The sequence below is a fragment of the Leifsonia sp. NPDC058292 genome, assembly GCF_042880955.1.
In the GTDB taxonomy this organism is placed as follows: domain Bacteria; phylum Actinomycetota; class Actinomycetes; order Actinomycetales; family Microbacteriaceae; genus Leifsonia.
This window is the reverse complement of the sequence record NZ_JBHVYL010000056.1, coordinates 1-14,466: the sequence shown is the minus strand read 5'-3', so window position 1 is coordinate 14,466 and position 14,466 is coordinate 1. Positions and strand designations below refer to the sequence as shown.

Annotated in this window: 16 protein-coding genes; 7 read left to right on the top strand and 9 right to left on the bottom strand. The window is 69.1% G+C overall.

Annotated features, from left to right (window positions below):
• Nucleotides 1–32: 32 nt before the first annotated feature.
• Complete coding sequence (locus tag ACFVWR_RS18100; RefSeq protein WP_387215457.1) at nucleotides 33–770, bottom strand: alpha/beta fold hydrolase; 738 nt, start codon at nucleotides 768–770, stop codon at nucleotides 33–35.
• Between the two features lie 17 nt (nucleotides 771–787).
• Nucleotides 788–1,741 carry an alpha/beta hydrolase gene (locus ACFVWR_RS18095; RefSeq protein ID WP_387215454.1) on the bottom strand — a complete coding sequence of 318 codons (954 nt, stop codon included), beginning with the start codon at nucleotides 1,739–1,741 and terminating at the stop codon, nucleotides 788–790.
• A 190-nt stretch (nucleotides 1,742–1,931) separates the two neighbouring features.
• Here ACFVWR_RS18095 and ACFVWR_RS18090 point away from each other — a divergent pair, with 190 nt between their 5' ends.
• Complete coding sequence (locus tag ACFVWR_RS18090; RefSeq protein WP_387215452.1) at nucleotides 1,932–2,693, top strand: SDR family oxidoreductase; 762 nt, start codon at nucleotides 1,932–1,934, stop codon at nucleotides 2,691–2,693.
• A gap of 25 nt (nucleotides 2,694–2,718) precedes the next feature.
• On the opposite strand, the gene ACFVWR_RS18085 is transcribed toward ACFVWR_RS18090, so the two are convergent.
• The 3 genes from ACFVWR_RS18085 to ACFVWR_RS18075 all read right to left on the bottom strand — a co-directional run bounded on the left by ACFVWR_RS18085 (nucleotide 2,719) and on the right by ACFVWR_RS18075 (nucleotide 4,727).
• On the bottom strand, nucleotides 2,719–3,135 hold the full coding sequence (locus ACFVWR_RS18085; RefSeq protein ID WP_387215449.1) for a hypothetical protein: 417 nt from the start codon (nucleotides 3,133–3,135) through the stop codon (nucleotides 2,719–2,721).
• Entirely contained in the window at nucleotides 3,132–4,019 is an 888-nt protein-coding gene (locus tag ACFVWR_RS18080; protein ID WP_387215446.1) for an RNA polymerase sigma-70 factor, read from the bottom strand. Before ACFVWR_RS18080 ends, ACFVWR_RS18085 begins: the two co-directional genes overlap by 4 nt.
• 111 nt (nucleotides 4,020–4,130) lie before the next feature.
• Nucleotides 4,131–4,727 (bottom strand): hypothetical protein, encoded by a 597-nt coding sequence (locus ACFVWR_RS18075; protein ID WP_387215443.1) that lies wholly within the window; start codon nucleotides 4,725–4,727, stop codon nucleotides 4,131–4,133.
• Between the two features lie 153 nt (nucleotides 4,728–4,880).
• Between ACFVWR_RS18075 and ACFVWR_RS18070 the strand changes: the two genes are divergently transcribed.
• Together ACFVWR_RS18070 and ACFVWR_RS18065 are read left to right on the top strand one after the other, a co-directional pair.
• Entirely contained in the window at nucleotides 4,881–5,861 is a 981-nt protein-coding gene (locus ACFVWR_RS18070) for an alpha/beta fold hydrolase (RefSeq protein ID WP_387215440.1), read from the top strand.
• Nucleotides 5,858–6,634, top strand: coding sequence for an SDR family oxidoreductase (locus tag ACFVWR_RS18065; protein ID WP_387215437.1), 777 nt, complete (start codon nucleotides 5,858–5,860; stop codon nucleotides 6,632–6,634). Before ACFVWR_RS18070 ends, ACFVWR_RS18065 begins: the two co-directional genes overlap by 4 nt.
• On the opposite strand, the gene ACFVWR_RS18060 is transcribed toward ACFVWR_RS18065, so the two are convergent.
• Nucleotides 6,631–7,038, bottom strand: coding sequence for an arsenate reductase ArsC (locus ACFVWR_RS18060; protein WP_387215434.1), 408 nt, complete (start codon nucleotides 7,036–7,038; stop codon nucleotides 6,631–6,633). The two genes, ACFVWR_RS18065 and ACFVWR_RS18060, sit on opposite strands and share 4 nt — an antisense overlap.
• 246 nt (nucleotides 7,039–7,284) lie before the next feature.
• Here ACFVWR_RS18060 and ACFVWR_RS18055 point away from each other — a divergent pair, with 246 nt between their 5' ends.
• Entirely contained in the window at nucleotides 7,285–7,785 is a 501-nt protein-coding gene (locus ACFVWR_RS18055) for a hypothetical protein (protein ID WP_387215431.1), read from the top strand.
• 141 nt (nucleotides 7,786–7,926) lie between these two features.
• Complete coding sequence (locus ACFVWR_RS18050) at nucleotides 7,927–8,475, top strand: hypothetical protein (RefSeq protein ID WP_387215427.1); 549 nt, start codon at nucleotides 7,927–7,929, stop codon at nucleotides 8,473–8,475.
• 30 nt (nucleotides 8,476–8,505) lie between these two features.
• On the opposite strand, the gene ACFVWR_RS18045 is transcribed toward ACFVWR_RS18050, so the two are convergent.
• Nucleotides 8,506–9,114, bottom strand: coding sequence for a GNAT family N-acetyltransferase (locus ACFVWR_RS18045; protein WP_387215424.1), 609 nt, complete (start codon nucleotides 9,112–9,114; stop codon nucleotides 8,506–8,508).
• Between the two features lie 17 nt (nucleotides 9,115–9,131).
• Here ACFVWR_RS18045 and ACFVWR_RS18040 point away from each other — a divergent pair, with 17 nt between their 5' ends.
• Both ACFVWR_RS18040 and ACFVWR_RS18035 read left to right on the top strand, forming a co-directional pair.
• Complete coding sequence (locus tag ACFVWR_RS18040; RefSeq protein WP_387215421.1) at nucleotides 9,132–10,037, top strand: helix-turn-helix domain-containing protein; 906 nt, start codon at nucleotides 9,132–9,134, stop codon at nucleotides 10,035–10,037.
• Nucleotides 10,034–10,894 (top strand): aminoglycoside phosphotransferase family protein, encoded by an 861-nt coding sequence (locus ACFVWR_RS18035; RefSeq protein ID WP_387215418.1) that lies wholly within the window; start codon nucleotides 10,034–10,036, stop codon nucleotides 10,892–10,894. Before ACFVWR_RS18040 ends, ACFVWR_RS18035 begins: the two co-directional genes overlap by 4 nt.
• A gap of 50 nt (nucleotides 10,895–10,944) precedes the next feature.
• Here ACFVWR_RS18035 and ACFVWR_RS18030 read toward each other — a convergent pair whose 3' ends face one another.
• Both ACFVWR_RS18030 and ACFVWR_RS18025 read right to left on the bottom strand, forming a co-directional pair.
• Entirely contained in the window at nucleotides 10,945–12,870 is a 1,926-nt protein-coding gene (locus ACFVWR_RS18030; protein WP_387215415.1) for a helicase HerA-like domain-containing protein, read from the bottom strand.
• 108 nt (nucleotides 12,871–12,978) lie between these two features.
• Nucleotides 12,979–14,250, bottom strand: a complete 1,272-nt coding sequence (locus ACFVWR_RS18025; RefSeq protein ID WP_387215412.1) for a saccharopine dehydrogenase family protein — start codon at nucleotides 14,248–14,250, stop codon at nucleotides 12,979–12,981.
• Nucleotides 14,251–14,466 lie beyond the last annotated feature (216 nt).

Below are 14,466 nucleotides of genomic sequence, written 5' to 3'. Positions count from 1 at the left end.
GTCCCCGGCCGTTCGCCGGGGACGCCCTCAGTTCACGCCCCGGCGCTGACGGTCCCGACCGCGGCGACTGCGGCGAGGATCGTCTCCGCGACGGCGGCCGGCTGCGAGACCGACAGGGCGTGAGAGCCGCCCGGCACCTCGCGGGCGACGCGCGCGTTCGCCCGCTCGGCCGCCGCGCGGTGCTCGGCGACAGGGATGTTCAGGTCCTGGTCGCTGAAGACGCACCACGAGGGGATGCTCTTCCACGCCGGGGTCTGCGTGGGCAGCGGTTCGGTCAGGGCCGCCTGTGTCACCGGGCGCTGGGTGACCGCCATGAGAGCCGCGACCTCCTCCGGCACATCCGCGCAGAACTGGTGACGGAACAGTGGGGGCTGGATGGTCAGATCGACCGTCCCGTCGGCCAGCGTGCGCGGCGCGAGGGCGTCACCGAGCGTGCTTCCGGGGAACTCGGTCGACAGGTCGAAGGCGGTCTGCCCGTGCTCGGGCACGAAGGCGTTGACGTAGACGAGCGCGGCCACCGACTCGTTGCCGGCCGCCGCTTCGGAGATCACCAGCCCTCCGTACGAGTGGCCGACCAGCACGACGGGTCGGCCTGCCGCCGCGACGACATCGCGCACGTAGGCCGCGTCGCCCGACAGGCTGCGGAGGGGGTTGGCTGCCGCGATGCACTCGACTCCCTCCTTCTGAAGGAGCTCGATCACACCGTTCCAGCTTGCCGATTCAGCGAACGCCCCGTGCACGAGCACGACGGCGGGTTTCAGTTCAGTCATTTCGTTCTCCTCTGTTCTCAGTCTTCGGTTCCGAGCGCTTTGCGCAGGATGTGCACGGCCTGCTCGACGGCCGCGGTCACCGCCGCGGAGGGCCGCAGCGGGTTCAGCATCATGAAGTCGTGGATCGTGCCGTTGTAGCGAACGGATGTGGTTCGCACGCCCGCCTCGACGAGCTTGCGGGCATACGCTTCGCCCTCGTCGCGGAGCACGTCGTTCTCGTCGACGATCACGAACGCCTCCGGCAGTCCCGCGAGGTCCTCGGCCGTCGCACGCAGCGGCGATGCCGTGATCTCGCTCCGCCGGTCGGCGTCGGGGAGGTAGGCGTCCCAGAACCACGCCATCGCCATGGCCGTCAGGTATGCACCCTCGGCGAACTCGCGGTAGGAGTCGGTGTCGCCAGCGGCATCCGTCACCGGGTAGTACATCGACTGATGCACGAAGGTGACATCTCCGCGCTGCTTCGCGAGAATCGCGACCGCCGCCGTCATGTTTCCGCCCGCCGAGTCACCCGCGATCGCGAGCCGTGAGACGTCGAGGTCGTGCTCCTGGCCATGCGCTGTGAGCCACTGCGCCGTCGCATACGCCTGCTCGATGGCGACCGGATACCGAACTTCGGGCGAACGGTCGTACTCGACGAAGGCCAGGGCCGCCCGAGCGCCGACAGCGAGCTCACGCACCAGTCGGTCGTGGGTGCCCGCGTTGCCGAGGACCCAGCCGCCACCGTGAAGGTAGAGGATGACCGGCAACCCGGAGCGAGCGCCGACGGGCTTCACGATGCGCACTCGCACATCCCCGACCGCCGCCGGAACGGTGATCCACGTCTCGTCGACGTCGAGTTTGTCGATGGGCGCGGACTGCAGGTCGTCGAGCACTTTCCTGGCGCCGTCGGGTGCGAGTTCGTAGATGAAAGGCGGGCTGGACGTCGCGTCGACGATGCCCTGAGCCTCCTTCTCGAGAACGGGTCTGTTCATTGCCTTCTCCTTCAAGTGGGTGGAAGAGGGATCTCGTTCACTCGACCCCTCGCCCAGCTCTGACCGCCACGACTCCCCTGGTGTGACAAGGATGCGCCGACTGTCCGCTGTCACGCCAGGCCCGCCTACCCGGTCAGAGCTGGTGACGGGCGCGGCGATCGCCGCGCCGCGCAGACCGGAAGGTGCAGTCATGTCGAAGATCGTCGTCATTGGAGGAACGGGTCTGATCGGCTCGAAAGTGGTCGCGAAGCTCGGTGCGCACGGCCACGACGCCGTCGCAGCATCCCCGAACTCGGGCGTGAACACGCTCACGGGCGAGGGGCTGGCCGAGGTGCTCGACGGAGCCGATGCCGTGCTCGACGTCTCCAACTCGCCGTCGTTCGCCGACGACGACGTGATGGACTTCTTCACGACGGCCACCACCAACATCGTCGCGGCCGCGAAGCACGCCGGGGTCGCACACTACGTCGCCCTCTCCGTCGTCGGCTCCGATCGGATGACCGACAGCGGCTACATGCGGGCCAAGCTCGCGCAGGAGAAGCTGATCACCGGCAGCGGCATCCCGTATTCGCTGGTGCACGCGACACAGTTCTTCGAGTTCGTCGGCAGTATCGCCGGCAGCGCCACGACGGGCGACGAGGTGCGCCTGTCGCACGCACGCATCCAGCCGATGGCCGCGGAGGATGTGGCCACGGCGGTCGCGCGCGTCACAGCCGGCGCACCCTTGAACGCGACGGCCGAGGTGGCCGGACCCGAGATCTTCGGCCTCGACGACTTCGTGCGCACCGGCCTGACGTTCCGCGGCGACCCGCGCACCGTGGTCACCGACCCCGACGCGACGTACTTCGGCGAGAAGCTGTCCGACGACATGCTGCTCCCGGGGCCCGACGCGACCCACTTCGAGACCCGGTTCGCCGACTGGCTGCCGGCCAACCCTGCGCCGAAGCGCTGAGGGTGGCTGCTGCCGCTGGGCTGAGTCAGTTCCAGCGGCGCAGCTTGTCGGGGTTGAGCACGATCCAGATGCGGCGCACGAGGCGTCGGCGAACCGCGATCGTGATGATCCCGACCACCCGATCGTCCGCATCGCGCAGCGCCAGGCCGGCGGAACCGTTCACGGAGTGCGCGGTCGTCGCTGCGACATCCGGGTCACCCAGCACCCGACCCAGGGAGTGGAGCACGGATGCGCGACCGCACGCCGACTCCGGCCCCGCAACCCGGCCTCCCGTGTCCACGACCAACTGCGCGTCCTCGTGCAGCCGCGAGACCAGCCTGCCGACGTCACCCGAGTCGAACGCACCCTGGATCGCGCGCACCGCACCGATCGAGCGCGCGTATGCCCGGGCGGTCGATCGGGAGGAGAGGTGCAACCGGGGCCCGGGCGAGCCGCCCGTCATGCCCCCACCGGTGCGACGTGGCGGAGCTTGTCGGGGCTCATCACCCAGAGCAGCTGCAGAATGCCTTCGCGCGAGGCAGTGACCGTCAGCACGGTGGTGATCTGCCCGTCTTCCGACAGGGTGACGGCCGGCTGGCCGTTGAGCGTCGTCCAGCCGATGAGCTTCTTCGTCCAGAAGTGGCTGGAGAAGGCGGAGACGAACTTGGCGACGCGCGTGCGGCCGGCCACGGGGATGCGGGCGGCGAGCTTGACGCCGTTGCCGTCGGTGTAGCTGACGATGTCCGACGCGAACAGCTGTTCGAGCTGTTCGACGTCTCCGGTGCGGGCGGCGCCGATGAAAGCCTCGAGCAGCCGACGGGATTCGCTCGGCGCAACCGTGTCGCCGCGGCCGGAGGCCAGGTGTTTGCGCGCGCGGCTGACCAGCTGCCTGGCGTTCGCGGGCGACGAGTCGATGACCTCGGCGATGCGCTCGTACGGGTAGTCGAGAGCCTCGCGCAAGACGTAGGCGGCCCGCTCCGTCGGGGTCAGCGCCTCCAAAAGGAGCAGGCAGGCGAACTCGAGCGCCTCCGTGTTCTCCGCACCGAGCGTCGGGTCGCCTTCGGTGTTCACCGGCTCGGGCAACCACGGACCGATGTAGGTCTCACGCCGGGAGTGCGCCGACTGCAGCATGTTGATGGACAGCCGTGTGGCGATGGTCGTGAGGAAGGCGCCCGGCTGCTCGATCTCGGCCGGGTCGACGGCCTGCCACCGCAGCCAGGTGTCCTGCACGATGTCCTCGGCGTCGGAGACCGAGCCGAGCATCCGGTAGGCCGTGCCGAAAACGCGCCGCCGCTCGCGATTGAAGATCTCGAGCGACTCGTCGTCGGCCCGCGTGCTCCCGTTCATCAGTTCCCCGTTCCGCTTCGATTCTCGCCGTTCGCGCGCTCGACGAACAGGCCGAGCGCATGACTCCTCACAAGGGAGACCGGGCAGGCCGCCGGTTTGTGACACCGGTGCTCACGCCATGTCGAGCCGAGCGATGCGACGACGCTGATAGACCAGCGTGGCCGTGAGGAGCGCTCCCCCGACCACCACCCCCGTCAGCGCCGCGAAGGCGGTCGTCACACCGAGCAGCAGCGAGAGGATGAGGGCGCAGATCGCTCCGGCGACGACCGCGTTCACGACCGCGATCATGCTCGCCATCGTGAACAGCACCGACCACCGCGAGTACCGCACGCCGAACTTGCCGTTCGTGAGCGGATCCTCGGCGGCGAACACGGCAGCCGCGACCGGGCCGAGCGTCGCATAGTACGAACGGATGCGCTCGATGCGGCGGCTGACGGCGATGTTCTCCACGCTCGTGTCGACCAGGCGCACGACCGTGAAACAGCCGAGCACGAAGATCGTCGGCAGCACGGTCAGCACGAACGCGGTCAGCAGGTCGGGCGACGAGCTCGCGAACCCGATCGCGACGAGTCCGCCCGACAGGGTCGACAGATAGATCGACGAGCGCGTGCCGCCCTCGCTGATGGTGGAGCCGGCGATCGACTCCAGCATGAACTGCTCGCTGCTCAGCGCGCCGAGAAAGGCGGGCGAATCGTGCGGTGTATCCATCTCATCGTCTCCTGTACCGCTCGGGGGTCGGCGGTCTCGACAAGGAAGACAAGGCGCGGCCGCGCTGTGTGACACGTCTTCGCAAACGCGTCACACGTGGCGGATGTGCTCGGTCATAGCTCACAAGGGCCAACCACGACGAGACGGAGACCCATGACCATCACACGGCTCGAGCCGATCGAGCGCATCCGAACCGCGACGCTCGATGTCGGCTACCACGAAACCGGCGACCCGTCCGGGCAGCCGGTCATCCTGCTTCACGGCTTCCCCTACGACATCCACAGCTACGCGGATGTCGCTCCCCTGCTCGCCGAGCGCGGCTTCCGTGTGATCGTTCCCTTCCTGCGCGGTCACGGCTCCACGCGATTCGCCAGGCCGGACGCCCCGCGCACGGGACAGCAGGCCGCCCTCGGCGCGGACGTCGTCGAGTTGATGGATGCGCTGCGCATCCCTCGGGCAATCCTGGCCGGATACGACTGGGGCGGCCGGGCCGCGTGCGTCGTCGCGGCACTCCATCCGGAGCGCGTCGCCGGGCTCGTGGTGGTGAACGGGTACCTCATCCAAGACATCGCCGCGGCCACGAAGCCGCTTACTCCTCCGATCGAAGCCGGATTCTGGTACTTCTTCTACTTCTTGACCGAGCGCGGCGAGGCCGGTCTCGCCGCCGATCGTCGCGGGGTCGCCGAGGTGATCTGGCGCCGCAACTCGCCCCTCTGGCCGTTCGACGACGAGACCCTCGACCGCGCAGCAGCGGCCTTCGACAACCCGGACTACGTGGATGTGGTCATCCACTCGTACCGCCACCGGCTCGGCTACGCTCCCGGAGCCCCGGAGTACGACGACGATGAGCGAATGCTCGCCGCCGCGCCGACGATCTCGGTGCCGACCGTCACCCTCGACGGAACGGCGGACGGCAACTTTCCGGCGACGGACGGCTCGGCGGGCGCCCGGCACTTCACCGGCCCGCGCATCCACCACCAAGTGCCGAATGCCGGGCACAACCTTCCACAAGAGGCGCCGGAAGCCTTCGCCGCTGCTGTCGCCGACGTGGCCGCGCTCCCCTCGCAGGAGGAGAGCCCTCGACCCGACCCCACCATCCGAATACCCGTGAACAAGCCGAAGGGAAGACCATGAAGGTCGTCGTAGCAGGAGGAACAGGACTGATCGGCACGAAAGTCGTCGACAGGCTGAGGATGAGCGGTCACGACGTCGTCGTTGCCTCACGCAAGACAGGCGTCAACCTGTACACGAGCGAGGGGCTGGAGGGCGCGCTCGATGAAGCCGAGGCCGTCGTCGACGTCTCGAACTCGCCGTACGCGGACTACGAGGGCGCACTCGACTTCTTCGAAACGGCGACCCTCAACCTCCTCACGTTCGGCGCGGCCGCCGGAGTGCGGCATCACGTCGTGCTCTCCGTCGTGGGAACCGACAGGCTCGCTCGCGCCGGAGGCCGCTACTTCCAGGCGAAGGCGCAGCAGGAGCGCCTTGTGACCGACTCGGGCATCCCGTTCTCGATCGTGCACTCGACCCAGTTCTTCGAGTTCGCCCGTGCCATCGCCGACTCGGCGACGGAGGCCGGTGTGGCGCGGGTCGTCGACGCGCTCGTGCAGCCGATCGCCGCCGACGATGTCGCGACCGCGGTCGTGGGTGCAGTTCTGGCCACCCCGACCATGCGCACCGGCGAGATCGCCGGTCCGGACCAGTTTCGGCTCGGTGACCTCGTGTCACGCCAGCTTCTCTGGTCGCACGACGCCCGCGAGGTCGCACCGGATGCCCAAGGCGACTACTTCGGCGCGAAGCTCGCCGACCACGACCTGCTGCCGGGGCTCGACGCCGCCGTGTTCAGGACGCACTTCACGGATTGGCTGGCCGGACTTGTCCCGCAGCCCAGCGGGGAACGCGGCTAGCCGGGCAGCAGCTCGCCGAGCAGCGCCTGCACCCGCTGCTTGATGTCGTCGCGGATCGCGCGCACCTCCTCGACCGGGCGGCCCGCAGGGTCGGTGAGTTCCCACTCCTCGTAGCGTTTGCCCGGGAAGATCGGGCAGGTGTCGCCGCAGCCCATCGTGATCACGACGTCGGACTCTTGGACGGCGTCCACAGTGAGGATCTTCGGCCTCTCGCTTGCAATGTCGATCCCCTCTTCGGCCATCACCTGGATCGCGACCGGGTTGAGCCGTTCCTTCGGCTCCGACCCGGCCGAGAGAACCTCGACGCGACCCCGCGAGAGCTCACGCAGGTAGGCGGCGGCCATCTGGGAGCGGCCGGCGTTGTGAACGCAGACGAACAGCACCCTGGGCTTGGTGGCGGTCATACAGCCCTTCCTCCCGTCGAAGCTCCCCGCCAAAGCATAGACACCGAGAAGCAGGACGCGTCACCCGAACGCTCACCCCATCCCCCGCTCCCCCCTCTCCCCGCATCCCCCCTCTCCCCCCGATCGCCTGCGGGTGAATTGCGCCGAAGTGGGGTGAAGCGCACCCCAGAACAACACTTCGGCGCAACTCGCGGCCCGGGCGTGTGGGGGTGTGGGGATGTGGGGGGGGGGGGGTAGGGTCGGCGCATGCTTCAGAATCGGGTGGTCGGCGGGGCGACCATGGGCGGCAACGGCAGCGTGACGCCTCCGGAAGAGCCGACACCGAGCGCGGGCCTCCGTCGTGTGCGCGCGGTGACGTTCGGCCCGTACGGGTACCTGAACCTTGCTGTGGCGACGATCGTGCTCGCCCTCGTCCTCTGCGGTCTGGCTCTCAAATGGCCGGATCCGCTCGGTGCACGCTGGTCGTGGATCGGCCTCGCGGTGGTGGCCGCGTACGCCACCCTCGGTAGATTCGCCTCCAGTCGTGGAGCGCAGACCGACCTCCGTTACCGTTCCGGGCCGCGCACGGTGGCCTACTACACCCAGCGCTCAGCGCCGTGGGCGGTTCTCGGGCTGTTCCTGATCGCCTTCATCGCGTCTCTCGTGGGCCTTCCCGTGCTCACGATCGCGCTGGTGGGCGTCGCGTGCGGAGTGACCGCCGGGCTCGCTCCGACCTACTTCCAGGCGCCACCGCTCCCGACTCGGTGATCGCTGCCCGCGTGCGGCGGGTATCGTGGGGCGTACGACGTCGTCCACCCCGAATTGGGGCAGCGGTGTCCCCCAAAATGCCGCTACCAGGCGGTGCGCGGATGAGCAAGGCTCGAACGTATGGAGGGGCAGCCGCTTGAGATGGAAAAGGCAGTGAAGCAGCAGCGCACTCAGCTGCGCCCCCACTCCCATCTCTTCACCCGCGGACTGGTCGCCATCCTCGCGCTCACAACCCCGGTGTTCGCCGTGCTGTACTGGCTCACGATCCCCGACGGCGCTTGGCCGCTCGTGCTCGGACTGCACCTGGCCGTCGTCATCGCCACCGTGCTGGCGGTGCTCGCGTTCTTCAGCACGACCATCCAGTTCATCCCCGACGGCGTGCGCGAACGCGGCTTCTTCGGGCGCACGATCGATGTGCGTCACGGGATGGTCGGGGCCGCGCTGCTCATCGACCTGTACGAGAGCAGCACCCTCGACACGCAGCCGCAGTTCTTCATCACCGGCAAAGACGGCCGGGTGCTCATCCGGATGCGCGGCCAGTTCTGGGCGCTCGAAGACATGGAGCGAGTCGCCGAGGAGCTCGACGTGCCGATCACAAGGCGCCCCGAATCGGTGACGCTCACGGAGCTGCGCCGCACCTCGCCCGAGCTGCTCTACTGGTTCGAGCGTTTTCCGCGGTTCGGCCGCTAGACCACCGCGTCCGTCAGACCACCGCGTCGCTCAGACCACCGCATCCGTCGCGATGGCGAGCACCGGCCCGCCCGGCGTGCTCGACGGCACCTCAGTGAAGCCGAGGCGGTCGTAGAACGCGCGCGCCGACGTGTTCGACGCCGACATCGACAGGAAGACCCCGGGCACGCCGCGCCGGTGGAGTTCCGCGAGCAGCGTGCGGATGAGCCCGCGGCCGAATCCCTGCCCTTGCAGCTCGGGCAGCAGGTCGATGTGCAGGTGGGCGGGAAACTCGGCGACCTCGGGAATCAGGATGCCACCCGGGTTGGCGCCATACGCGATGAGTTCGCGTTCCTCCTCCGACGTCGCAGCGGTCACGGGATGCCGAGCCTCGAATCCGGGCGCCCACTCGCTGCGATACCAGTCGGCGAACGCGACGCTGTCGCCCACCGAGATGATGTATCCCGCCGCGCGCTCCCCCGTGTCGACCACGAAGGCGAGGTCGGGCTGAAAGGTCAGGTACGGGTCGGCGAAGATGTCGGGCAGCAAGGTCTCGTCACTGTAGAGGCCGGTGGCGTCGCCGCCGCTGGCGCCCGTGCGCACGCAGATCTCGAAGACGTCATTCCGGTCGGCCGGACGGTAGGCACGGATCGCAGTCACCGTGAAAGTATTGCAGTGTGAACGCATCCGGCGCCGTCATCGCCACCGAGGGTCGCGACGCTGCGACCGCTGGGCTCGAGCGTCCTCAGAGCAAGGGCGTGCTCACCGTGCGTCCTGACGAAGCGGTGACGGTCGAGCGTCACTGGCCGAGTGAGGAAGCCGCGGCGTTCGTGCGGCATTACTGGATTCCCCGATGGACGCTCGCGCCCGGCGTCTCGGTGCGGCAGGACATCCTGGAATACCCGACCGCGAACCTGGCCATCGAGCCGGATGCGGCCGCACTGTATCGCGCCCGGCGCGGCCGGAGCGCCCGAGTGCTGTCGGGCTCGGGATGGGCGTTGGGCGTGTTGCTGCGCCCCGGCGCAGCAAGGGGCCTGGTCGGCGGGAGCCTGCGCGCGGCTCCGGCGGTGATCCGGCTCGACTCGCTCGCCCTGCCCGATGTCGCCGGTCTCACCGAACGCGTGCGCACCAGGATGCTCGCCGGAGACGACCGCGGGGCCATCGAGGCGTTCGAGACCTGGCTCGTGACGAGCGTGGCGGCTCCGGACGATGACGCCGCACTGGTCGACGCCATCGTGTACGAGGTCGAGAACGATCACGACATCACCCGGGTGGAACAGCTCGCGAGCCGATTCGATCTCGGCGTGCGTCACCTTCAACGTCTCGTCGCCGGACACATCGGATTCGGGCCGAAATGGCTCATCCAGCGTTACCGCCTGCAGGAAGCCGCCGCCGCGCTGCGGTCGGGGGATGCTCCCCCACTCGCCGAGGTTGCCGCTCGGCTGGGCTACGCGGACCAGGCGCACTTCGGTCGTGAGTTCAAAGCCGTGATCGGAGCGACGCCCGGGGCGTACCTCGCGGCGGCTCTGGCGGCCGGCGCTGACGGTGCGGGCGCTGAGCCCGGCGAGACGACGAGTCGATGACGGAGAGCGACCGCGCCACCGACGCGCAGCACGCACCGCATCCGCTGCTCGCCCCCTGGTTCGCCCGGTGGGGTCTCGTCGCGGACGGCGCATCCTTCGCCACGCCGAGCAGTGTGCTGCAACCGGTGCGCTTCAAGGGTCGCGCCGCCTACCTCAAGGTCGCCACGGTGGCCGAGGAGGCCGCCGGCAATCGCGTGCTGACCTGGTGGCACGGCCGCGGAGCCGCGCCCGTGTTCGCCCACGACGGCGACGCCGTAGTCATGGAACGAGCGACGGGAGACAGATCGCTGGCGACAATCGCCGCCACCGGTCCCGCCGGAGATGACGCTGCCACTCGAATCCTCTGCGGCGCGGGGCTCCGGTTGCACGTCGTCGACGAGACACCGGAGCCGGCCGGGCTGGTCGACCTGGGCGTGTGGTTCCGCGAGCTGTTTCTGCAAGCGGACGAGCATCCGGATGCCCACGGCCGCTTCTACCCGCGTGCCGCGACGGTCGCACGCGACCTCTTGGCGGAACCCGCCGGCCGCGTGGTGCTCCACGGCGACCTCCATCACGGGAACGTGCTCGATTTCGGCGCCGACGGCTGGCTCGCCATCGACCCGAAGCACGTCGTCGGGGATCCTGGGTTCGACTTCGCGAACATCCTCTGCAACCCGGATGCCGGCATCGCGCTGGCGCCGGGCCGCTTCGTTCGTCAGCTCGGCGTGATCGCCGACGCCACCGGGATCGACCAGCATCGGATGCTCCGTTGGGCGGTCGCGTGGACGGGACTCTCGGCGTGCTGGCTGGAACGGTCGGGGCTCGATCCCGGGCACACCCTCACGCTCGGGCTCGCCGCGCAGCGCCTGCTCGGCTGACGCCGACCCCCCGACCCCGGGGCTCGCGGCCCCGGGGCTCGCGGCTCGGGTCAGCGGCGGCGACGGGTGCCGAAGATCCCCTCGACGACGCCGGTGAGGATGGACGACGTAGCCTTCGAGCCGAGCACCTGTTCGAGCAGTTTCGGCTGCGCCTTCGGAGTGGTGCGCCTGGCGCGCGCGGTGGGCCCGGTCGCCTTCAGCAGCCGGTTGTACTCCGCCTCGGCCGCCTTCTGAGCCTTGGCCTGCGCGGCGGCGGCCTTGTCGGCCGCCTTCTGCGCGTCGACGGCCGCCTTCGCCTGTTCGAGGATGCGCTCCTGCTCGTCAGCCGCGGCCGCAGCCGCATCCAGTTTGCGGGTGAGCATCTCCCGTGCCGAATCACGGTCGACCGCCTCGCCGTATGTGGCGAGCAGCGGCGACGCGGCGACGGTCGCATCGATCTGAGCCTCTGGGGTCGGAGACATCGAGCCCTGCGGTGCGCGCAACCGCGTCCAAGCGACGGGGCTCGGTGCACCCTTCTCGTTCATCACGGTGACGATCGCCTCACCGGTGCCGAGCGACTGCAGCACGTCGGCCAGGTCGTAGCCCGACCGCGGATACGTCGAGACGGTCGCCTTCAGGGCCTTCGCGTCATCCGGGGTGAAGGCGCGCAACTGGTGCTGCACGCGCGAGCCGAGCTGAGCGAGTACGTCGGAGGGAACATCCTTCGGCGTCTGCGTGACGAAGAAGATCCCGACGCCCTTCGACCGGATGAGGCGCACGGTCTGAGTGATCGACGCGAGAAAGTCTTTCGACGCGTCTCTGAACAGCAGGTGGGCCTCATCGAAGAAGAACACCAGCTTCGGCTTGTCGAGGTCGCCGACCTCGGGCAGATCGTTGAACAGGTCGGCGAGCAGCCACATGAGAAAGGTCGAGAAGAGCGCGGGCTTGTCCTGGACTCCGGGAACCTCGAGCAGGCTCACCACGCCGGTGCCGTCGGGCGCGAGTTTCAAGAACTCGGCCGTGTCGATCTCGGGCTCGCCGAAGAACGTGTCGGCTCCCTGATCGGCGAACGTGATCAGCTCGCGCAGAATGACGCCGACGGTCGCGCTGGAGAGGCCACCCAGATTCGCGAGCTCGGCCTTGCCGTCGGCGCTGTTCAGGTAGGTGAGCACGGCCCGCAGATCGCTGAGATCGAGCAGCGGCAGCCCGGCCTGTTCGGCGTAGTGGAAGACCAGTCCGAGGCTCGACTCCTGGGTGTCGTTCAAACCGAGCACTTTCGACAGCAGCAGCGGTCCGAACCCGGCGACGGTCGCCCGGATGGGAACGCCTTTGCCGATCCCGCCCAGCGAGAAGTACTCGGTGACGGAGGCGCGCGGCGTCCAGTTCTGGCCGATGCCCGACGTGCGCTCCAGCAGCTTCTCGCTCGACTCCCCCGGCGTCGCGATGCCCGAGAGGTCGCCTTTGATGTCGGCGGCGAACACCGGAACGCCTGCCGCCGCCAACTGCTCCGCCAGCACCTGCAACGTCTTCGTCTTGCCCGTCCCGGTGGCACCGGCCACGAGCCCGTGACGGTTCGTCATGGCCAGAGGGATGCGAACGGGCACGTCAGGCTGGGCCTCCCCGTTGACGAGCGCCCCCATCTCCAGCGCGGCGCCGGCGAACGCGTAGCCGTCACGGATGGTGGCGACCTGCGCGGCGTCGAGCGGTGCCGCAGGCGCGGCCAGCGCCGGCGGCGCGGCCGGCGCTGTCGGCGGGGCCGCGGCTGTCGGCGGGGCCGGGGCTGGTTGGGCGGCTTGCGCTTGCTCCGCCTGGGCCGCCGCCTGGGCTTGCGCCGCGACAACGGCAGCCTGCGCTGCATCGGCTTGCGCTTGGGCCGCCGCTGCCGCATCCTGTGCCGCTTTCAGCGCCTCCGCCGCCTGGGCCTGCAGCTTCGCCGCATTCTCGGCGGCTGCCGCCGCGTCGGCCTGGGCTTTCAGGAGTGCTTCGGCGTCGCTCATGCGGCTCACTCTATCCACCGCGAGCTTGCGCCCGCGAGCACAAGGAGACGGGCTCGTTCGGCGGCTATGGCCGCGGTTTCTGTGCCGCGGGCCGCGGGCTGCGTATGGTCAGAGGCGGTCGCTGAGGCCCCAGCGTTGGCCGTAGCCGCCTTCGGACTCGGCGCGGGCCATGAGTTCGAGGTACGGCTCGGCGTCGAACGCCTCCGGGCCGAGCACGCCGAGCCCCGACCAGACACCGGTGGCCAAGAGCTCGAGCGCGATTACCGGGTTGAGCGCCGTCTGCCAGACAACACACTGGGACTCGTATTCGCGCATCGTCCACTCGTTGTCGCTCACATGGTAGAGGTAGACCTCGCGCGGTTCGCCGTCCTGACCCCGGCCGGTCACCCACACGCCCGCGCAGGTCTTTCCCGTCATCCGCGGCCCGATGGTCGCCGGGTCGGGCAGGGCGGCGGCCACCACATCCCGCGGCGCGACCTCGACCGGACCGTTCGCACTCCGCACCGTCACCGGCGTCGTCGAGTCGAGCCCGAGCTGGTGCAGCGTGCGCAGGATGCCGATGAACTCTTCGCCGAGCCCGTACTTGAACGTGACCCGTTTCGCGTCGATCCAGCGCGGCATGAGCAGCACCTCTTCGTGCTCGACGTTGACGCACTCGACGGGTCCGATCCCCTCCGGGAACTCGAAGATCTCCGGCTCGCTGAACGGCTCCGTCGTGAACCACCCCACGTCCTTCTCGAAGATGACGGGCGGGTTGAGGCATTCCTCGATGGTCGTCCAGATGCTGAACGACGGCGCGAAGATCTCTGCACCGTCGGAGTCGCGGACGACCAGGTTCGCACCGTCGCGCGTACCCAGTTCATCGATGCTGCTGAAGAGCTTGTCGGCGGCGTAACGGGCGAACACATCGCTGAGACCGGGCTCGACGCCCATCCCCACGAGCGCCAGGCGGCCCGCCGTCTCCCAGTCGCCGCGCTGCGCGAACTGGTCGTCGCCCAGTTTCACGCCCGTCTTCGCGTACGGATCCGTGGGATGCGGCTCCGACAGACTCATCGCCATGTCCAGATAATCGGCGCCGGCCGCGAGGGCCCCGGCGAAGATCGTGGGGACGAACTTCGGCTCGACTGCGTTCATCACGTGGGTCGCGCCGTTCTCGCGGGCGACCGCTGCGACCGCATCCGGATCGGACGCGTCGATCGCCACCGCGGAGAACCGGGAGGCGATCTCGTCACCGTGCTTGCCTTTGATCCAGGCGATGGTGCGTTCGGCACGCGAGACGTCGTAGTCGCTGACGATGATCGCTTCGAAGAAGGTGCGTCGCGCGGCGATCTTTGCGATGGCGTCGCCAACACCGCCGGCGCCCACGAGGAGGATTCTCATGCGGGTCACGCTAGCGCCCCCGGGTGACAGCGGCCAGAGAGCCGTGCGATCCCTCTCAGCGAGTGCGGCTCCGCTCGTCGAGCGTGGCCCATCCCATCGAGCGTGGCCAATCTCGTCGAGTGTGGCCCATCTCATCGAGAGACCCATCTCGTCGAGCGTGGCCCATCCCATCGAGTGTGGCCAATGCGGTCGAGCGTGGCCGGCACACCTGCCACG